This window comes from Pseudomonas sp. MWU16-30317, assembly GCF_020515695.1.
Taxonomy (GTDB): Bacteria; Pseudomonadota; Gammaproteobacteria; order Pseudomonadales; family Pseudomonadaceae; genus Aquipseudomonas.
Genome location: NZ_JAIWJA010000003.1, coordinates 877072 through 896018 on the forward strand (window position 1 = coordinate 877072; position 18947 = coordinate 896018).

The 18947-nt window shown below is 61.9% G+C and carries 17 protein-coding genes; 14 read left to right on the forward strand and 3 right to left on the reverse strand.

The features are described from left to right. Positions 1-31 precede the first annotated feature (31 nt). Positions 32-1039, reverse strand: coding sequence for an alpha/beta hydrolase family protein (locus tag LIX93_RS12895; RefSeq protein ID WP_226504413.1), 1008 nt, complete (start codon positions 1037-1039; stop codon positions 32-34). 96 nt (positions 1040-1135) lie between these two features. Here LIX93_RS12895 and LIX93_RS12900 point away from each other — a divergent pair, with 96 nt between their 5' ends. The 9 genes from LIX93_RS12900 (at position 1136) to trpE (ending at position 11799) form a co-directional block, all read left to right on the forward strand. Next, positions 1136-3151: a transporter substrate-binding domain-containing protein gene (locus LIX93_RS12900; RefSeq protein ID WP_226504414.1), complete on the forward strand. Its 2016-nt coding sequence runs from the start codon at positions 1136-1138 to the stop codon at positions 3149-3151. 148 nt (positions 3152-3299) lie between these two features. After that, positions 3300-3929, forward strand: a complete 630-nt coding sequence (locus LIX93_RS12905; RefSeq protein ID WP_226504415.1) for a response regulator transcription factor — start codon at positions 3300-3302, stop codon at positions 3927-3929. Positions 3930-4186: 257 nt separating this feature from the next. Next, positions 4187-5311, forward strand: coding sequence for an ABC transporter ATP-binding protein (locus tag LIX93_RS12910; protein ID WP_226504416.1), 1125 nt, complete (start codon positions 4187-4189; stop codon positions 5309-5311). A 70-nt stretch (positions 5312-5381) separates the two neighbouring features. After that, positions 5382-6413: an ABC transporter substrate-binding protein gene (locus LIX93_RS12915; RefSeq protein ID WP_226504417.1), complete on the forward strand. Its 1032-nt coding sequence runs from the start codon at positions 5382-5384 to the stop codon at positions 6411-6413. A 72-nt stretch (positions 6414-6485) separates the two neighbouring features. Then, entirely contained in the window at positions 6486-7733 is a 1248-nt protein-coding gene (locus LIX93_RS12920; RefSeq protein WP_226504418.1) for an ABC transporter permease, read from the forward strand. Positions 7734-7744: 11 nt separating this feature from the next. Continuing rightward, entirely contained in the window at positions 7745-8566 is an 822-nt protein-coding gene (locus tag LIX93_RS12925; protein WP_226504419.1) for an ABC transporter permease, read from the forward strand. Between the two features lie 189 nt (positions 8567-8755). Further along, positions 8756-9430, forward strand: coding sequence for a ribulose-phosphate 3-epimerase (gene rpe, locus LIX93_RS12930; RefSeq protein WP_226504420.1), 675 nt, complete (start codon positions 8756-8758; stop codon positions 9428-9430). Next, a complete protein-coding gene (locus LIX93_RS12935; protein ID WP_226504421.1) occupies positions 9427-10245 on the forward strand; it encodes a phosphoglycolate phosphatase in 819 nt (272 codons plus the stop codon). Before rpe ends, LIX93_RS12935 begins: the two co-directional genes overlap by 4 nt. 69 nt (positions 10246-10314) lie before the next feature. Further along, positions 10315-11799 (forward strand): anthranilate synthase component I, encoded by a 1485-nt coding sequence (gene trpE / locus LIX93_RS12940; protein ID WP_226504422.1) that lies wholly within the window; start codon positions 10315-10317, stop codon positions 11797-11799. Positions 11800-11923: 124 nt separating this feature from the next. Here the strand turns inward: trpE and LIX93_RS12945 are convergent, their stop codons facing one another. After that, positions 11924-13774, reverse strand: a complete 1851-nt coding sequence (locus tag LIX93_RS12945) for an autotransporter domain-containing SGNH/GDSL hydrolase family protein (RefSeq protein ID WP_226504471.1) — start codon at positions 13772-13774, stop codon at positions 11924-11926. A gap of 585 nt (positions 13775-14359) precedes the next feature. Between LIX93_RS12945 and LIX93_RS12950 the strand changes: the two genes are divergently transcribed. The 4 genes from LIX93_RS12950 (at position 14360) to LIX93_RS12965 (ending at position 17659) form a co-directional block, all read left to right on the forward strand. Then, positions 14360-14959 carry an aminodeoxychorismate/anthranilate synthase component II gene (locus tag LIX93_RS12950; RefSeq protein ID WP_226504423.1) on the forward strand — a complete coding sequence of 200 codons (600 nt, stop codon included), beginning with the start codon at positions 14360-14362 and terminating at the stop codon, positions 14957-14959. Positions 14960-14968: 9 nt separating this feature from the next. Next, positions 14969-16018 carry an anthranilate phosphoribosyltransferase gene (gene trpD, locus LIX93_RS12955; RefSeq protein WP_226504424.1) on the forward strand — a complete coding sequence of 350 codons (1050 nt, stop codon included), beginning with the start codon at positions 14969-14971 and terminating at the stop codon, positions 16016-16018. Next, positions 16015-16851, forward strand: coding sequence for an indole-3-glycerol phosphate synthase TrpC (gene trpC, locus LIX93_RS12960; protein WP_226504425.1), 837 nt, complete (start codon positions 16015-16017; stop codon positions 16849-16851). Before trpD ends, trpC begins: the two co-directional genes overlap by 4 nt. 103 nt (positions 16852-16954) lie before the next feature. Then, positions 16955-17659, forward strand: coding sequence for a lipoate--protein ligase family protein (locus LIX93_RS12965; RefSeq protein ID WP_226504426.1), 705 nt, complete (start codon positions 16955-16957; stop codon positions 17657-17659). On the opposite strand, the gene crp is transcribed toward LIX93_RS12965, so the two are convergent. Then, on the reverse strand, positions 17656-18297 hold the full coding sequence (crp, locus tag LIX93_RS12970; RefSeq protein ID WP_226504427.1) for a cAMP-activated global transcriptional regulator CRP: 642 nt from the start codon (positions 18295-18297) through the stop codon (positions 17656-17658). The genes LIX93_RS12965 and crp overlap by 4 nt on opposite strands. Before the next feature lie 215 nt (positions 18298-18512). On the opposite strand from crp, the gene LIX93_RS12975 reads away from it, so the two are divergent. Further along, a complete protein-coding gene (locus LIX93_RS12975; protein WP_226504428.1) occupies positions 18513-18938 on the forward strand; it encodes an OsmC family protein in 426 nt (141 codons plus the stop codon). Positions 18939-18947: the final 9 nt, after the last annotated feature.

Here is an 18947-nt window from a genome sequence, read left to right on the forward strand (position 1 = left end):
GAAGAGGCCTTCAAGAGCCACGCCAATCTCCCTACAGATTCTTATCCGGACTCAACCACCCTCGCACTCGCCGATACAGTTGCTCCTGCTCGGCCTGCGGGTCACCCGGCAGCACTGTCAGGTTGACCTGGCGATATTGGCTGCCGGTGACGCGCTTGCTGGCCTCCAGCCGTGCCTTGGCGGTTTTGCTCGCTGTCCCCTCATCGCCATAAAAGATATCCACAGCCGGGACCTTGAGCTGCGAGGTCAATTGCTCCAGCGGTTGCGTCGCGCCTTGCGGTGCGCGGGCGGCGACCATGACCAGTCGCTGCGCCCGCGACGGTTGGCGTTCGGTCAGATAGCGGGTAGCCCAGTAGGCGCCCGAACCATGTCCGAGCAACACGATGCTGCGGGCTTTCTGGGTTTGCGCGTAGGCGATGCCGGCATCGATACGGGCGAATATGCGCTGGGCATCGGCGTCGGACTGTTCATCGGCCGAGTCGGCGGCTGCGCTCTTGTCACCCGGATCGGCATCGGCGGCCGTAGCCTGCTCCACCGGTGCATTGGCATCGGCGGGGGTGGACTGACTTTTCGATTCGGTTGGTGTCGGCGTTGCGGCAACGGCGCGCGGTTGCGGGGAATCACTGAGCAGGTCCGGCACCGTCAGGCTCAGGCTGGCCCACTGGCCATCCGGCAGCTTGCGCCGCAACGGGCCGACGGCTTGCGGCCAGTCGGCAGTCTCGCCGGTGCCGGGGACAATGATCACCACGCCGTTACCGTTCGGGGCATTGGCCGGGCGCCACAGGGCCAGAAAGTTATCGCTGCCCGCTTGCAGTTGCACTTGCTCGGCGGCGGGCAGGGTGCGCGTCAGGGCCAGTGCGTCTTCTTCGCTGCGCTCCATGATGGGCGTGCGGGGCGCGGCCGGTGCAGCTGGCGGGGCAGCGGCGGGCGCCGGATCGGCGGCCAGCGCCCAAGGCGAAACCAGTGCCAGGCACAAAAAGGCGCTGCGCGAAATTGAAAAGCACGGAACAGCGAGCGATGTGCGGTAGATTGGAGACATCGGGTATTCCAGTCCAGTGTAGTAGCCGGCAGCCTAAAGCCATTTGGTTGCAGCAGCCAAGTGCCAGGCCAGTTCTTCTTGTTCATGAGACAGCAAATGATTCGATTGTGCAGCCTGTTGCTGATGGGCGTACTGATGCTCGGTGTGATGGTCGGCGGGCAAGCGCGCGCCGACGTGCCTGCCGTCGCGTCCCTTGATCCCGTCCACGCGCAATGGTTGGCGGCCCATCGCCAGTGGCGGGTGGGGCTGATCCTGCAAACCCCTTATGCGTCCTATGATCGACGTTCGCAGCAGTTGTCCGGGCTCAACGTCGATGTGATCAATGGCTTGGCCAAGGTACTTCCGGTGGAGTTGACCTGGCGCCATTACCCCGATCAGGCCGCGCTGGAAGCCGGGCTGCGCCAAGGCGATATCGATTTCGCCCCGGGCCTGACGCAGACGCCGTCGGGTTTGCGTCTGTGGATTTTTTCCGATCCGTACATGCGCATCGCCGAGCGTGTGGTGGGCGAGCGCAACGGCGCAGTAGCAGTCGATCTCGAAAAGCTCGGCGAGAGCGACCGCGTGGCGGTGCGCATGCCCAGCCCTGTGGCCGATTACCTGCGCGACACCTACAGCAATCTCAATATCCAGGGCGTACCGCTGGAGCGCTACGCGCTGCAGGCGGTGCTTAGCCAGCAGGCCAGCTACGCGGTGGTCGACGAAGCGCAACTCAGTCGTCTGTCCAGGGAGCCCGAATTCGCCAGCCTGGCAGTAGTGGGTGACATCGGTCGCCCGCAGCTTTTGCGCATTGGGTCGAGGCGCGACTGGCCACAGATGGCCGGCGTAATCGAGGCCGGTCTGCACGATATCCCCGTCAAGGACATCGTGCAGTGGCGATCTCGCTGGCTGCAGCCTAGATACCCGACCCTCAATGAAGCCGGCGGTTTCTGGCTGAACCTGTGCCTGCTGCTGTTGGCCATGGTGCTGGCCAGCATCGCCATTCTCAGCTGGCAGCGCCGCCAGGTACGGCATCTGGAGGACGACCTGTTGCGCTCGAGGGAGGCCGTCGCCCGTCATCAGGCCGCCGAGCAGGCGTTGCAGCTCACGCAGTTTTCCATCGATCAGAGCACGGTCGGCATTTTGTGGGTGAACTGGGACAGCCACGTGCGCTATGCCAACCGCGCCGCCGAGACCATGCTGGGCTATGCACCGGGGGCGGTGGTCGACCGGCCGCTGATCGACTTCGAGCCCGGCTTGCACATGGATCGATGGCTCAATCTGTGGAAACGCGCACGCCAGGGCGAGGACGGTTCGCAGAGTGTCGAGACCGAGTGCGTGCGCGCCGATGGCAGTATTCTGCCAGCGGACGTGTCGCTGAGTTTTCTGCGCTTTCAGGACGGTGAATACCTGGTGGTGTATATCCAGGACGTCACCGAACGCCGCCGCGCCTCTGCCGCATTGATGGAAAGCGAAGCGCGGCTGGCCGGGCTGGCGGAACAGTTGCGGGATCTGACCGCGCACCTGGAGAGCGTGCGCGAAGAAGAGAAAGCCCGTATCGCCCGCGAGGTGCACGACGAATTGGGGCAGATGCTCACCGTGCTCAAGCTCGAAACCTCAATGTGCGAGCTGGCCTATGCGCAGCTGGATCCCGGTTTGCAGGAGCGCCTCAACAGCATGAAGAAGCTGATCGCCCAGCTGTTTCAGCTGGTGCGCGATGTGGCAACCGCTCTACGCCCGCCGATCCTCGATGCCGGCATCGGCTCGGCCATCGAGTGGCAGGCACGGCGTTTCGAGGCGCGCACCCAGATCCCGTGCCTGGTCCAGGTGCCGGAGCAGCTCCCGGCGCTCGGCGATGGCAAGGCGATCGGCCTGTTCCGCATCCTCCAGGAGGCACTGACCAATGTCATGCGCCACGCGCAGGCGCATACTGTGGAGGTCGTGCTTGTGGATGACGGCCAGTGGCTGAGCCTGTTGATCATCGATGACGGCATCGGTTTCGATCCGAGTGTGCCCAGCGCTTCGTTCGGCCTGGTCGGTATGCGTGAGCGGGTGCTGATGCTCGGCGGCAATTTGCAGCTCGACAGTGCGCCGGGGGAGGGGACTCAGCTCAAGGTGGCGATTCCGTGGGTTTGACGCAGATCCTGTCGGGGCTTGCGCGTTCGGCGGCGAAGAGCGCCGGATTTGCGATGCAATATCATTGAGGCACCTGAGTCTTCAGCATTCTGGCGATTCGCCGGCAGAGCTCGCTCCCACAGGTTGATGTGTTTTCAGGAGAGATTATGTGATCCGTGTATTCGTGGCCGAAGACCACACCATCGTGCGCGAAGGCATCAAACAGTTGATCGGGCTGGCCAAGGACCTGTTCGTGTGCGGTGAGGCCAGCAATGGCGAGCAGTTGCTCGAAGCGCTGCGCCATACACCTTGCGAAGTGGTGCTGCTGGATATTTCCATGCCCGGGGTCAATGGCCTGGAGGCGATCCCACGGATTCGCGCGCTGAGCCATCCACCGGCGATCCTGGTGCTGTCGATGCACGACGAAGCGCAAATGGCGGCCCGCGCCTTGAAGGTCGGCGCCGCCGGCTACGCCACCAAGGACAGCGACCCCGCGTTGCTGCTGACTGCCATTCGTCGGGTCGCGGGCGGTGGGCGCTATATTGATCCGGACCTGGCCGATCGCATGGTGTTCGAGGTCGGCCTCACCGATTCTCGGCCGTTGCACACGCTGCTGTCCGAGCGCGAATTTTCGGTATTCGAGCGGCTCGCCCAGGGCGCCAACGTCAATGACATCGCCCAGCAACTGGCCCTGAGCAGCAAGACTATCAGCACCCACAAGGCGCGGTTGATGCAAAAGCTCAAGGTGGCGTCACTCGCCGAGCTAGTAAAATATGCGATGGAGCATAAATTGATTTGAATTGCAGGGTGTACAGGCGGGCCTCTTCGCCGCCGAAGGCGCCCGCAAGCCAGACGTATCCATTTACGACACCCCTGCACCCAGCAATAGCGGCAACCGCTCGTCCCGCATACCTGTCCACGCCATCCGTGTAGGGCAATCCCTACCCCAAAGCTTCCATAGCGCTGATGCCAATCTCTCCCGGCCCCCGATTTGCGTGGCCTGCAGCCTTCACTAGGCTGTAGGCAGGCAGTCACCAATCATCATAGGTACGGGTTATGAGCGTGGTTCAATCAAGCGCGCAGGCGAGCGAAGTGCTGGTCAGCTTTCGGGGCGTGCAAAAAAGCTACGACGGCGAAGCGCTGATCGTCAAAGACCTCAACCTGGATATCCGCAAAGGCGAATTCCTCACCCTGCTTGGCCCCTCGGGTTCCGGCAAGACCACCAGCCTGATGATGCTGGCCGGGTTCGAGACACCCACCGCCGGTGAAATCCAGCTGGCCGGTCGCTCGATCAACAACGTGCCGCCACACAAGCGCGACATCGGCATGGTGTTCCAGAACTACGCGCTGTTCCCGCACATGACTGTCGCCGAGAACCTGGCGTTCCCGCTGTCGGTGCGCGGCCTGAGCAAGACCGACATCGCCGAGCGAGTCAAACGCGTGCTCGGCATGGTCCAGCTCGACAGTTTCGCCTCGCGCTACCCGGCGCAGTTGTCCGGTGGCCAGCAGCAACGCGTCGCCCTGGCCCGCGCGCTGGTGTTCGAGCCGCAGTTGGTGCTGATGGACGAACCCCTTGGCGCGCTCGACAAGCAGCTGCGCGAACACATGCAAATGGAGATCAAGCACATTCACCAGCGCCTGGGCGTGACCGTGGTCTACGTGACCCACGACCAGGGCGAAGCGCTGACGATGTCTGACCGCGTGGCGGTGTTCCACCAGGGCGAGATCCAGCAGATCGCCGACCCGCGCACCCTCTATGAATCCCCCAGCAACACCTTTGTCGCCAACTTCATCGGCGAAAATAACCGCATCACCGGGCGGCTGCTCAGTCGCGCCGGCGATCAGTGCGTGGTGGGCCTGGCCCGGGGCGAGAAGGTCACCGCGCTGGCGGTCAATGTCGGCCAGATCGGTGACGAAGTGACCCTGTCGATCCGACCTGAGCGTATCCGCCTCAATGGCCATAGCAACGAATGCGCCAACCGTTTTTCCGGGCGCGTCGCCGAGTTCATCTACCTGGGCGACCACGTGCGCGTGCGTCTTGAGGTGTGTGGCAAAACCGATTTCTTCGTCAAGCAGCCGATCGCCGAGCTCGATCCGAGCCTGGCCGTGGGCGACGTAGTGCCACTGGGCTGGCAGATCGAGCACGGCCGCGCGCTCGATCCGCTGCCCGACGCACCGTAACGATTACCTCTGCCGTTGTAAGAAAAACCATAAGAGATACACCCAACCTGCACTCTGGAGAATCGATTAAATGCTCAAGCATCTGAAGTTCACCGCCCTCACCCTGGGCATGCTGTGTGCGGCCCAGGCCATGGCCGCCGACTTGACCGTGGTGTCGTTCGGTGGTGCCAACAAGGCCGCACAAGTCAAAGCGTTCTACGCGCCGTGGGAAGCTGCGGGCAACGGCAAGATCATCGCGGGCGAATACAACGGCGAAATGGCGAAGGTCAAAGCCATGGTCGACACCAAGAGTGTTGACTGGGATCTGGTTGAAGTCGAATCGCCCGAGCTGTCGCGCGGCTGCGACGAAGACATGTTCGAAACCCTCGACCCGAAACTGTTCGGCAATGGCAGCGACTACGTGAAGGGCGCGATCCAGACGTGCGGCGTCGGCTTCTTCGTGTGGTCCACTGTGCTGGCCTATAACGCCGACAAGCTCAAGACCGCACCGACCAGCTGGGCCGACTTCTGGGACACCCAGAAATTCCCTGGCAAACGTGGCCTGCGCAAAGGCGCCAAGTACACCCTCGAATTCGCGCTGATGGCCGACGGCGTAGCGCCCAAGGATGTCTACAAGGTCCTGGCCAGCAAAGACGGCCAGAACCGCGCGTTCAAGAAACTCGACGAACTCAAGCCCAACATCCAGTGGTGGGAAGCTGGGGCCCAGCCGCCGCAGTACCTGGCCTCGGGTGACGTGGTCATGAGCTCGGCCTACAACGGTCGCATCGCTGCCGTGCAGAAAGACAGCAACCTCAAGGTGGTGTGGAACGGCGGGATCTACGACTTCGACGCTTGGGCTATTCCTAAAGGCGCGAAACACGCCGAAGAAGCGAAGAAGTTCATCGCCTACAGCGTTTCGCCCGAGCAACAGAAGATCTACTCCTCGAATATCGCCTACGGCCCGGCCAACAGCCAGGCGGTACCGCTGCTCGACAAAGGCATCCTCAAGGACATGCCGACCACGCCGGAGAACATCGCCAACCAGGTGCAGATCGACGTCAGCTTCTGGGCTGACAACGGCGAGCAACTGGAGCAACGCTTCAACGCCTGGGCTGCCAAGTAAAGGTATCCGGTGGTAAAGCCGGCGCCTCCACCTAGGGGGCGTCGTTCTCGTCAAAGTCTTGCGGAGTACGTTATGGCCATCGCAGTGCCCCTGACCCCGGTCACCGGCCCCACCCTGAAGCAACGGCTGGCCCGCGCCGAGCGGCTCAACCGCTGGAAGGCCCAGGCGTTGATCGCGCCGTTGGTGCTGTTCTTGCTGCTGGTGTTCCTGGTGCCTATCGTGGCCTTGCTCTATAAGAGCGTAGGTAACCCGGAAGTGGTCGGCACGCTGCCGCGCACGGTCGCTGCCATGGCCGCGTGGGATGGCAAGGGCCTGCCGGAAGAGATGACCTTCAAGGCGTTGAGCGAGGACCTGGCCGATGCGCGCAAGAATCAGCAATTGGGCGATCTGTCCAAGCGCTTGAACATGGAATCGGCGGGCTACCGCAGCCTGCTGATGAAAACCGCCAAGGCGCTGCCTTTCGAGGCCGCCCCTGGCTCTTATAAAGAAGCGCTGGAGGGTCTCGACGAACGTTGGGGCGATCCGGCGTACTGGCAAGTGATCCGCCGTAACACCAGCAGCGTCACGCCCTATTATCTGCTGGCGGCGGTGGATCACCGGATCGACGATCTCGGCGAGCTGGCGCCCGCCACCCCGGATCAGGCGATCTACCTGGATATCTTCGCCCGCACCTTCTGGATGGGCCTAGTGATCACCGCCATCTGCCTGGCGCTGGCCTATCCGCTGGCTTACCTGCTGGCCAATCTGCCGACCCGGCAGAGCAACCTGTTGATGATCATGGTGCTGTTGCCGTTCTGGACTTCGATCCTGGTGCGGGTGGCGGCGTGGATCGTGCTACTGCAATCGGGTGGGCTGATCAACAGCGCGTTGATGGCCATGGGCATCATCGACAAGCCGCTGGAACTGGTCTTCAACCGCGTGGGCGTGTACATCTCGATGGTGCACATCCTGCTGCCGTTCATGATCCTGCCGATCTACAGCGTGATGAAGGGCATTTCGCCCACCTACATGCGTGCGGCGATTTCGCTGGGCTGCCATCCGTTCGCGAGTTTCTGGCGGGTGTATTTCCCGCAGACCTACGCGGGCGTCGGCGCGGGTTGCCTGTTGGTGTTCATCCTGGCGATCGGCTACTACATCACCCCGGCATTGCTGGGCAGCCCGAACGATCAGATGGTCAGCTACTTCGTGGCCTTCTATACCAACACCAGCATCAACTGGGGCATGGCCACGGCATTGGGCGGCTTGCTGCTGCTGGCCACGGTGGTGCTGTACCTGATCTATAGCCGCCTGGTCGGTGCCAGCCGCCTGCGCCTGAGCTGAGGAGATAAAAAATGCTGACCCCCTACATGTCGCCCATCGAGCGGGCGTGGTTTTACGGTTTGCGCATCCTCTGTGGATTGGTGCTGCTATTCCTGATCCTGCCGGTGCTGGTGATCATCCCGTTGTCGTTCAACTCCGGCAGCTTTCTGGTCTATCCGCTGCAGGGATTTTCGCTGCACTGGTATCAGGACTTCTTCGGCTCGGCCGAGTGGATGCGCGCGCTGCGCAACAGCATCATCGTTGCCCCGGCGGCCACGGTGCTGGCGATGATCTTCGGCACCCTGGCGGCGATTGGTCTGACCCGTGGGGATTTTCCCGGCAAGTCGCTGGTGATGGCGTTGGTGATTTCACCGATGGTGGTGCCTGTGGTGATCATCGGGGTGGCGAGCTATCTGTTTTTCGCGCCGTTGGGCCTGGGCAACAGTTTCTTCTCACTGATCATCGTTCATGCGGTGCTGGGCGTGCCGTTCGTGATCATTACGGTGTCGGCGACGCTGCAGGGTTTCAATCACAATCTGGTGCGGGCCGCCGCGAGCCTCGGTGCTTCGCCGCTGACCGCCTTTCGTCGAGTGACGCTGCCGATGATCGCTCCTGGGGTAATTTCCGGCGCGTTGTTCGCGTTTGCTACGTCCTTCGATGAAGTGGTGGTCACGCTGTTCCTGGCTGGGCCCGAGCAGGCGACCTTGCCGCGGCAGATGTTCAGCGGTATCCGCGAAAACCTCAGCCCGACGATTGCGGCGGCGGCGACGTTGCTGATCGTGTTTTCGGTGATTTTGTTGCTGGTGCTGGAATGGCTGCGTGGGCGTGGGGAGAAAATGCGTACCGCCGCTTGATCGGTGGCGGCTATTGGATCGCTTTCGCGGGCAAGCCTTGCTCCTACAGGCGTACACCGCACCATTGTGGGAGCCAGGCTTGCCCGCGAAGGGGCCCGCACTGACACACCCGAAAACCCGCACCTGCCCGTCACCCTCTGTCCTGGGCTACAATGCGCGCCACCGTGATTTCAGCCCAACAGGTGCGCCATGCAGCCCTACGCAATTGCTCCTTCCATTCTCTCCGCAGATTTCGCCCGCCTGGGCGAAGAAGTCGACAACGTCATTGCCGCAGGCGGTGATTTCGTCCACTTCGATGTGATGGACAACCACTACGTGCCCAACCTCACCATCGGCCCGATGGTCTGTGCGGCGCTGCGCAAATATGGCATCAAGGCACCTATCGATGTGCACCTGATGGTCAGCCCGGTCGATCGCATCATCGGCGATTTCATCGAGGCCGGCGCCACCTACATCACCTTCCATCCCGAAGCCACCCAGCACATCGACCGCTCCCTGCAGTTGATCCGCGAAGGCGGCTGCAAGGCCGGGCTGGTGTTCAACCCGGCCACGCCGCTCAATTTGCTCGAATACGTCATGGACAAGGTCGACATGATCCTGCTGATGAGCGTCAACCCGGGCTTCGGCGGGCAGAAATTCATCCCTGGCACCCTGCAAAAACTGCGCGAGGCCCGCGCCTTGATCGATGGCAGTGGCCGCGATATTCGCCTCGAAATCGACGGCGGCGTAAATTTGCACAATATTCGCGAAATCGCCGAGGCCGGTGCCGACACCTTTGTCGCCGGCTCGGCGATCTTCAACTCCCCCGATTACAAAGACACCATCGCCAAAATGCATGCCGAGCTCGCGCTGGCGCGCTCATGAGTAACCTGGCCCAGCTGTTCCCCGAGCATTTGCCGCGGGTGGTGATGTTCGACCTCGACGGCACCTTGGTCGATTCGGTGCCGGACCTCGCGGTCGCCGTGGACAAGATGCTGACCGAACTGGGCCGGGAACCCGCAGGCATTGAAGCGGTACGCATCTGGATCGGCAACGGCGCCAAGGTGCTGGTACGCCGCGCCCTGGCGGGCGGTCTGGAACATGACCACATCGATGATGCCGAGGCCGCTCGGGCGCTTGAATTGTTCATGGCTCACTACGGCGACAGTCACGCGCTGACCACGCTGTATCCGGGCGTGGTCGAGACCCTCAAGTGGCTGCATAAAAAGCGTGTGAAAATGGCCCTGATCACCAACAAGCCGGAGCAGTTCGTCGCGCCGCTGCTGGATGAGCTGGGCCTGGGGCGTTTTTTCAAATGGATCATTGGCGGCGATACCCTCCCGCAACAAAAGCCTGATCCGGCCGCCTTGCTGTTCGTCATGAAAATGGCCAATGCGCGACCCCGGCATGCGCTGTTCGTCGGCGACTCGCGCAGTGACGTGCTGGCGGCCAAGGCGGCTGGCGTGGCTTGCGTGGCCATGAGCTACGGCTACAATCACGGTCGGCCGATCAGTGAAGAATCGCCGACGCTGGTCATCGATGATCTGCGCGCATTGATCCCCGGTTGCTTACCGGCAAGCGGTGCGCTAACGTTGGCCGCAATCGACTCCTCCCCGCAAAGAGATTCCATCGTGGTGGTCACTCGCAAACTCTGGATGAAAGTCATCAAGGCCCTGGCCCGCTGGCGTTGGCGCGCCTGACTTTTGCCGCCGGCGCTGCCGGTTCGTTTGCCTACCTGACCGTTTTCCCCTCATGCCACGAGGCTGCTCATGATCCGCGAAGAATTCCTGCGCTTGGCTGATGCCGGCTACAACCGTATCCCGCTCGCTCGCGAAACCCTGGCCGACTTCGACACGCCGCTGTCGATCTACCTGAAACTGGCCGACGCCCCCAACTCCTACCTGCTCGAATCCGTGCAAGGTGGCGAAAAATGGGGGCGCTATTCGATCATCGGCTTGCCCTGCCGTACCGTGTTGCGGGTGCATGACCACACGGTACGCATCACGCTCGATGGCGAAGAGATCGAGCGCCACGAGGTCGAGGATCCACTGGCGTTCGTCGAAACCTTCAAGGCCCGTTACCAGGTGCCGACCATCGCCGGTCTGCCGCGCTTCAATGGCGGTTTGGTGGGGTACTTCGGTTATGACTGCGTGCGCTATGTCGAAAAACGCCTGGGCAAGTGCCCCAATCCTGATCCGCTGGGCGTGCCGGACATCCTGTTGATGGTTTCCGATGCGGTGGTGGTGTTCGACAATCTGGCCGGCAAGATGCATGCGATCGTGTTGGCCGATCCCGAGCAGCCTGATGCATTCGCCGCTGGCCAGGCTCAGCTCGATACGCTGATGGCCAAGCTGCGCGAGCCGATCACGCCCCGTCGGGGCCTGGATTTCAGCCGCGAGCAGGGCGCCGAACCGGTGTTCCGCTCAAGCTTCACCCAGGCCGACTATGAGCGCGCCGTCGACACCATCAAGGAATACATCCTGGCGGGCGACTGCATGCAGGTGGTGCCGTCGCAACGCATGACCATCGATTTCAAGTCGGCGCCGATCGACTTGTATCGCGCGCTGCGCTGCTTCAACCCGACGCCGTATATGTTCTTCTTCAATTTTGGCGATTTCCACGTGGTCGGCAGCTCGCCCGAGGTGCTGGTGCGGGTCGAGGATAATCTCATCACCGTGCGGCCCATCGCCGGTACGCGCCCACGCGGCGCCACCGAGGAGGCCGATGAAGCGCTGGCGGTCGATCTGTTGAGCGATGACAAGGAGATCGCCGAGCACTTGATGTTGATCGACCTGGGGCGCAACGACACCGGTCGGGTGTCCGAGGTGGGCTCGGTGAAGTTGACCGAGAAGATGGTCATCGAGCGCTATTCCAACGTGATGCACATTGTGTCCAACGTCACCGGGCATTTGAAGGAAGGCCTGACGGCGATGGATGCGTTGCGGGCGATTCTGCCGGCGGGCACCTTGTCGGGCGCACCGAAGATTCGCGCGATGGAAATCATCGACGAGCTGGAGCCGGTCAAGCGTGGCGTGTATGGCGGGGCAGTGGGGTATTTTGCCTGGAACGGCAATATGGACACGGCCATCGCCATCCGTACCGCGGTGATCAAGAACGGCGAGCTGCATGTGCAGGCGGGCGGCGGTATCGTGGCCGACTCGGTGCCGGCGCTGGAGTGGGAAGAAACCATCAACAAGCGCCGCGCCATGTTCAAGGCGGTGGCGTTGGCGGAGCAGCCTGTTTCGGCTGACTGATAGCTGATAGCTGATAGCTGATAGCTGATAGCTGATAGCTGTGGGAACGGGATCTGCCCGCGAAGTTTTTTAAAGGCTTCAAGCGCTTCGCGGCAGAGCCCGCTCACACAGAGGGGCGGTGACTCTAGAACGTGATGTTCAACCCCGCCCCAGCCCCTTGCTGCACAACCCCCGCGCTTTTCTGCCAGCTATACGCCGTCTGCAACGACCAATCCTGCGCCAATTGCAACCGCAGCCCCAGGCTCGCACGATGGTGGCTGCCTGGCACTTGATAGCCCGGCAGCGTGAAATCCAGCCCCGACAGCGTGTTCTGGCTGATGGTCAGTGCCTGTCGCTGATTATCGAACTCGCGTTCATGGCTGACCTCGCCATGCAGCGACAAACGCTTGGCCAGTGGCAGCGTCCCTTGCAGGCCGACACCCAGGCGCCGAGAGTGGCGTTGTTGATCGGCGAAGGTCAACGCCGTGGTGCGATCACCTTTTTCTCGGTAACCCTCGACGGTAGCGCGTCCATAGTGAGCGCTGACGAACGGCGACAAGTGCCAGGCGCTGTCCGGGCGCGCCAGATCGAAACCCAGGCGCCCGCCCGCAGCCACCGCAGAGCCCTGGGTTTCGCCCCGTTCAGTGCGGGTCTGAATGCCCAGCGCGAAGCGTCGCTGATTGTCGAAACGGGTCAGCCCGCCACTGAGCGTCAGGTCGGCCCAGGCATGATTGCCCCGGTATTGGCTGAAGGCACTGAGCATATAGCTGTCCATCCGGTAACGAGAATCGGCGCTCCCCGCTTCCAATTGCTGATGCTCGAAACCGTTGGCGATCCCCAGCCGCCAATGCTCGCTCGGGCGATAGCTGGTGCCGACCAGCAATTGCTGCGCGCGCCCTTTGCCCTGCGCTGAGGTGCTTTGCGCATCATGGCGGATGGATTGATCGTTGGCCACCAGCAGCACTTGCCATTCCCCGACGGGCTGCCAGGGTGTCTGCCATTGGCTGCGCAGTTCGTCTTGATGACCACGCAGGCTGCCATGGGCCATCTCCGGCAGCAGGGTGATTTCCCACGGTGCGGCAAGCAGCGACCACGCATAATCGGCGATCAGGCGGTGGCCGGCCGTGGTGGGGTGGGCGGCGTCGTTGAACAGCAGCTTGCTCGGGTCGGGGGTGGGGCTGTTGATACCGTATTGGGGGTGTTCATCGCACAGCTGGCCATTGAAGCAGGTGGTCACAGCACCTTTGCCGGGTACCAGCCCGAACTGTACCGGGGCCGCTAGCACTTCCCCGAACAGGCCGGGAATATTCAGTGGGATGACCTGGGCGTCGATACCTTTGAGGCCGTCGAGTAATTGCTGGTTGAAGGCGGCGGACCAGGGCGTCAGAAAATTACCCAGGCCGATGGGGTAGACGCTTGGCGTATTGCCGAGATCGGGGAGCATCCACACCATTATAGTGCGGGCACCCGCCTGTTTCAGGGCCGACACACTGGCGAGCAGGCGATCGGCCGCCGCCTGGGCTTGCGCCACGCCAATCACTTTGCCTTGGATGAAGTCGTTGCCACCGCCGGTGAGGTAATAGAGGGCCTCGGGATCGGCACGCTGGCCGTTGCTCAGATAACCGGGGGTGTCCGGTGTGCCGGTGATAGTTTGCAGGATCTGGTCAGTGCGCCATCCACCAATCGCATGGTTGTTGCCGCCGGCCGGTAGGTCAGCATGCACCGCCGGGCCAAGGCTGGCCTCGGCAATGCCCAGCCGGCGGCCCAGCAGCATCGGCGCGACTGGAGCGAAGGGCTCGCCTGGCTGATAGGTGGGGCCGATGCGGTTGGTAAAGCGTAGGTGGCTGCCAGGCGAAGCATCCGGGTCGGCGAAATGTCCGGCATCGCTCAGGCTGTCGCCGAATACATGCAGGGATGAATAGGGCGCGCCCAGGCTGTCGGATGAACAGACAAGGGCGATGGCGAAGGTGCAAGTCGTGGCTGACAAGCGTGACATGAGCATAGGGGCGGTCCTGTTGTTTTTGTTATGGCAGTGCTCATCCGTGAGCCCGGCAAGAGGCTGTTCCTCTGTCGCGCTGGGAAGGTAACAAGTGCAACGGGTAAGAAACGATTGGGAAACATTGCCCTGGGAGAGCCGAACCGGTGCCCAATCGCCGTATCGACAGGCTCGTCGCCGCCACGCTATACTCGGCCGCAATTGAGCCTCTGTTACCGCCCGATCGGTACCATGCCCGCCTGACGCTTCACCACAAACCGGTAGCTTCACGTTATGTGCAACGCAACGACCCTCACTCAGCAGTGGTGGCGCTTCCAATAGGAAGCGGCATGTCGTTGCGCCTTGAAAGCGCACTTGCCGCCGTCACGGGTGAGCAAGGTTCAGGTTTCAGATAACTCCCCCGGCACGGCGGCTCCAACCCTCAGGAGATTGCCCGATGCCAGCGATACACCCTCTTTTCTGCCCACCGCCGGCACGCAGTCCCTGGCGGGAAGTACTCACGTCCCGTATTCGGATTAATGCAGACGCACGTCGAGTGCCCATGTCGCGCTCGAACGCTCATAACATCAGTAGATTGGGTGCAGCATGCTTTTGATGATCGATAACTACGACTCTTTCACTTACAACGTCGTGCAGTACCTGGGAGAGCTGGGCGCCGAGGTCAAGGTGGTCCGCAATGACGAACTGACGCTGGCCGATATCGAAGCCATGGCGCCGGAGCGTATCGTCGTGTCGCCGGGCCCGTGCACGCCGACCGAAGCCGGTATCTCGATCCCGACCATCCTGCATTTCGCCGGCAAGCTGCCGATTCTCGGTGTTTGCCTGGGCCACCAGTCAATTGGCCAGGCCTACGGCGGTGCTGTGGTGCGCGCGCGTCAGGTGATGCACGGCAAGACCAGCCCGGTGTTCCACCGTGATCTGGGCGTGTTCGCCGGTCTCAACAATCCGCTCACGGTGACTCGCTACCATTCGTTGGTGGTCAAGCACGAGACATTGCCCGATTGCCTGGAAGTGACGGCCTGGACCCAGCACGACGACGGTAGCGTCGACGAAATCATGGGCCTGCGCCACAAGACCCTCAATGTCGAAGGTGTGCAATTTCACCCCGAGTCGATCCTCACCGAGCAGGGTCACGAATTGTTCGCCAATTTTCTCAAGCAGACCGGCGGCGTCCGTCAGGGCTAAGGAATCAGCATGGATATCAAAACGGCCTTGAACCGAGTGGTCAGCAACCTTGACCTGAGCACGGATGAAATGCGCGACGTGATGCGCGAGATCATGACCGGCCAGTGCACTGACGCACAGATCGGCGCCTTCCTCATGGGCCTGCGCATGAAGAGCGAGAGCATCGATGAAATCGTCGGCGCGGTATCGGCCATGCGCGAGTTGGCCGGCAAGGTCGAGCTCAAGAGCTTGGCCGGTGTGGTGGACATCGTCGGCACCGGCGGTGATGGCGCCAACATTTTCAACGTGTCCACTGCCTCGGCATTCGTCGTTGCGGCGGCGGGTTGCACCGTGGCCAAGCATGGCAACCGCGCGGTATCGGGCAAGAGCGGCAGTGCCGATTTGCTGGAAGCGGCCGGGGTGTATCTGAACCTGACGCCGGTGCAAGTGGCGCGCTGCATCGACAGCGTCGGCATCGGCTTCATGTTCGCCCAGGCCCATCACGGTGCGATGAAGCACGCCGCCGGCCCGCGCAAGGAACTCGGCCTGCGGACCATTTTCAACATGCTTGGCCCGCTGACCAACCCTGCGGGTGTCGAGCACCAGGTGGTCGGCGTGTTCAGCGAGGCCCTGTGTCGGCCGCTGGCCGAGGTGCTGTTGCGCCTGGGCAGCAAGCACGTGCTGGTGGTGCATTCCAAGGACGGCATGGATGAGTTCAGCCTGGCGGCCGCCACCCATGTCGCGGAACTCAAGAACGGCGTGGTGACCGAATATACCGTGCAGCCCGAAGACCTGGGCATCAAGAGCCAGAGCCTGTATGGCCTGGTGGTGGACAGCCCGGCGCAATCGCTGGAGCTGATCCGGGATGCCCTGGGCAAGCGCAAGACCGAAAACGGGCAAAAGGCCGCCGAGATGATCGTACTCAACGCCGGCGCGGCCTTGTATGCTGCCGATCACGCCCGTTCGTTGAAAGAAGGCGTGGCCTTGGCCCATGATGCATTGCACACCGGCCTGGCCCGGGAGAAGCTCGAAGAGCTGGGTGCCTTTACCGCGGTATTCAAGCAGGAGAATGAAGGATGAGTGTACCGACGGTTCTGGAAAACATTCTGGCGCGCAAGGCCGAGGAAGTTGCCGAGCGCCTGGCGCGAGTGAGCTTCGCCGAGGTCGAACGTCTGGCCGCTCAGGCCGATGCCCCTCGGGGCTTCGCCAAGGCGCTGATCGAGCAGGCCAAGCGCAAGCAGCCGGCGGTCATTGCCGAAATCAAGAAAGCCTCGCCGAGCAAGGGCGTGATCCGCGAGAACTTCGTGCCGGCCGATATCGCGCGCAGCTACCAAAAGGGCGGCGCGACCTGCCTGTCGGTGCTTACCGATGTCGATTACTTCCAGGGCGCCGATGCCTTTCTGCAGCAAGCCCGCGCGGCCTGCACGTTGCCGGTGATCCGCAAGGATTTCATGATCGACCCCTATCAGGTCGTCGAGGCGCGGGCATTGGGGGCAGATTGCATATTGCTGATCGTCGCTGCGTTGGATGACGTGAAAATGGCTGAATTGGCCAGCGTCGCCAAGGGCGTCGGCCTGGATGTGCTGGTCGAGGTGCACGACGGCCACGAACTGGATCGGGCCTTGAAAGTCCTCGATACGCCACTGTTGGGCATCAACAATCGCAACCTGCATACCTTCGAAGTCAGCCTGGAGAACACGCTGGATCTGCTGCCGCGGATTCCCCGCGATCGCCTGGTGGTGACTGAGAGCGGCATCCTTAACCGTGCGGACGTCGAGTTGATGGAAATCAGCGACGTGTACGCATTTCTGGTGGGGGAGGCATTCATGCGTGCCGAGAGCCCGGGGCAGGAGTTGCAGCGTTTGTTCTTCCCTGAGCGGGTGATTCAGAACAGCGTCTCGACACTGGACTGACCCTGCAGCGAGGGGGCTTGCCCCCGGCAGATGCCCCTGCATCGCGGCGCATCAGCTTTACCGAATCGGGTGCAAGCCCTCTCGCTACAAGGGTCGATACGGCATGGACACTGTGCAACGCCTCACCACTGCTGCCGGCCTTCAGGCTGAGCAGGACCTGCTGGCCGCCGTCTGTGCCGGGCGCCAGCCCCATGGGTTACTGTTCTGGCAGCCCACGGATCGCGCCTTGGTCATGCCGCGGCGCCTGAATCGTCTTGAACATTTCGATGCCGCCTGTGGCGAGCTGGCTGCCTCCGGCTGGCCAGTACTGCTGCGCGAAACCGGCGGCGAGCCGGTGCCGCAATCGCCAGCCACGGTCAATGTGGCGCTGGTCTGTGCCGCCCCCCGTAGCGAAGGTGATCAGAATCGTCTGGAAATTGCCTATCGGCGTTTGTGCGATCCACTCAGCGCGGCGCTCGATGCCTATGGCGGTGAATCGTCGCTGGGTGAGATCGAAGGTGCCTTCTGTGATGGCCGCTTCAACGTCAATCTGGATGGCCGCAAGTGGGTGGGCACGGCGCAACGCTGGCGCCAAGGGCTGAGTGGTACGCGCCCGGTGGTGTTGGTGCATGGCGCCATGCTCATGGATAACGAGCGTGAATCCATGGTCGGTGCCGTCAATCGTTTCAACCAGCGCTGCGGCGTGCCTCAGGTTTGTAGGGCCGACAGCCATATCGCCTTGCACGAGCGGTTCGCCGCTGAAGAGCTGTTCGAACGCCTGAAGCAGGTCTATCAGGCGACTCTGGTAGAAATCGCCAATAAAGACTAACGGGTGCCGAACACCACCATCGTTTTGCCTTTGACGCTGACCAGATTCTGCTCTTCGAGGTCTTTAAGCACCCGTCCGACCATTTCCCGCGAGCAACCGACGATCCGGCCGATTTCCTGGCGAGTGATCTTTATCTGCATGCCGTCGGGGTGGGTCATGGCGTCGGGTTGCTTGCATAACTCCAGCAGGCAGCGGGCGACGCGACCGGTCACATCGAAAAACGCCAGATCACCCACCTTGCGGGTGGTGTTACGCAATCGTTGCGCCATCTGGCTGCCCAGCGCGTAGAGGTAGTCGGGATTCTGCTGCGCGAGTTCGCGGAATTTCTCGTAGCTCAGCTCTGCGACCTCGCACTCGGTCTTGGCCCGCACCCAGGCGCTGCGTTCGCGCTCGGCTTCCGCCGGCTCGAACAATCCCAGTTCGCCGAAGAAATCCCCAGGATTGAGGTAGGCGATGATCATCTCGCGACCGTCATCGTCCTCGATCAGAATGGTCACCGAGCCCTTGACGATAAACGAGAGCGTTTGCGACTGCTCACCCGAGCAAATGATGTTGCTCTTGGCGGCAAAACGCCGGCGATGGCAGTGAGTCAGCAGATTCTCGATATTCTGGATCTTTACCGCGCAAGCGACTGCCATAGGGATATTCCGGATTCGAAAAGGGACGCGCCGAATGAGTAGGTACTAAGGTGCCATCAATTTGGCGTCAGCTTATCAGACATGAATATTTGTATCCTTATATTTACTGCTTCGACATGAATCCTGTTCCGGCGCCGAACTCATCAACACAGAAAGTGAAAATCAGGCCCTGTGCTAAGCTGGCTGCCATTTTTTTCAACAGTGGAGTCCGGGTGATGAAAGCACGTATCCAGTGGGCCGGTGAAGCCATGTTTCTGGGCGAGTCGGGAAGCGGTCATGTCGTAGTAATGGACGGCCCGCCAGAAAGCGGTGGTCGCAACCTGGGTGTGCGGCCCATGGAGATGCTGCTGATCGGCTTGGGTGGCTGCAGCAACTTTGATGTGGTCAGTATCCTGAAAAAATCTCGTCAGCCGATCGAAAGCTGTGAAGTGTTTCTGGATGCCGAGCGCGCACCGGTCGATCCCAAGGTATTCACCAGGATCACCATGCACTTCGTGGTCAAGGGGCGCGGGTTGAAGGAAGCTCAGGTCAAGCGGGCGGTGGAGTTGTCGGCCGAGAAGTATTGCTCGGCGTCGATCATGCTCGGTGCAGCAGGGGTGGAGATTACTCACGACTATGAGATCGTCGAGTTGGGTGAGTAAGGGCGTCTA

Coding starts and splice junctions, on each gene's coding strand:
- LIX93_RS12895 (WP_226504413.1), bottom strand. CDS start 1,039: ATGTCTCCAATCTACCGCACATCGCTCGCTGTTCCGTGCTTTTCAATT.
- LIX93_RS12900 (WP_226504414.1), top strand. CDS start 1,136: ATGATTCGATTGTGCAGCCTGTTGCTGATGGGCGTACTGATGCTCGGT.
- LIX93_RS12910 (WP_226504416.1), top strand. CDS start 4,187: ATGAGCGTGGTTCAATCAAGCGCGCAGGCGAGCGAAGTGCTGGTCAGC.
- LIX93_RS12915 (WP_226504417.1), top strand. CDS start 5,382: ATGCTCAAGCATCTGAAGTTCACCGCCCTCACCCTGGGCATGCTGTGT.
- LIX93_RS12920 (WP_226504418.1), top strand. CDS start 6,486: ATGGCCATCGCAGTGCCCCTGACCCCGGTCACCGGCCCCACCCTGAAG.
- LIX93_RS12925 (WP_226504419.1), top strand. CDS start 7,745: ATGCTGACCCCCTACATGTCGCCCATCGAGCGGGCGTGGTTTTACGGT.
- rpe (WP_226504420.1), top strand. CDS start 8,756: ATGCAGCCCTACGCAATTGCTCCTTCCATTCTCTCCGCAGATTTCGCC.
- LIX93_RS12935 (WP_226504421.1), top strand. CDS start 9,427: ATGAGTAACCTGGCCCAGCTGTTCCCCGAGCATTTGCCGCGGGTGGTG.
- trpE (WP_226504422.1), top strand. CDS start 10,315: ATGATCCGCGAAGAATTCCTGCGCTTGGCTGATGCCGGCTACAACCGT.
- LIX93_RS12945 (WP_226504471.1), bottom strand. CDS start 13,774: ATGTCACGCTTGTCAGCCACGACTTGCACCTTCGCCATCGCCCTTGTC.
- LIX93_RS12950 (WP_226504423.1), top strand. CDS start 14,360: ATGCTTTTGATGATCGATAACTACGACTCTTTCACTTACAACGTCGTG.
- trpD (WP_226504424.1), top strand. CDS start 14,969: ATGGATATCAAAACGGCCTTGAACCGAGTGGTCAGCAACCTTGACCTG.
- trpC (WP_226504425.1), top strand. CDS start 16,015: ATGAGTGTACCGACGGTTCTGGAAAACATTCTGGCGCGCAAGGCCGAG.
- LIX93_RS12965 (WP_226504426.1), top strand. CDS start 16,955: ATGGACACTGTGCAACGCCTCACCACTGCTGCCGGCCTTCAGGCTGAG.
- crp (WP_226504427.1), bottom strand. CDS start 18,297: ATGGCAGTCGCTTGCGCGGTAAAGATCCAGAATATCGAGAATCTGCTG.
- LIX93_RS12975 (WP_226504428.1), top strand. CDS start 18,513: ATGAAAGCACGTATCCAGTGGGCCGGTGAAGCCATGTTTCTGGGCGAG.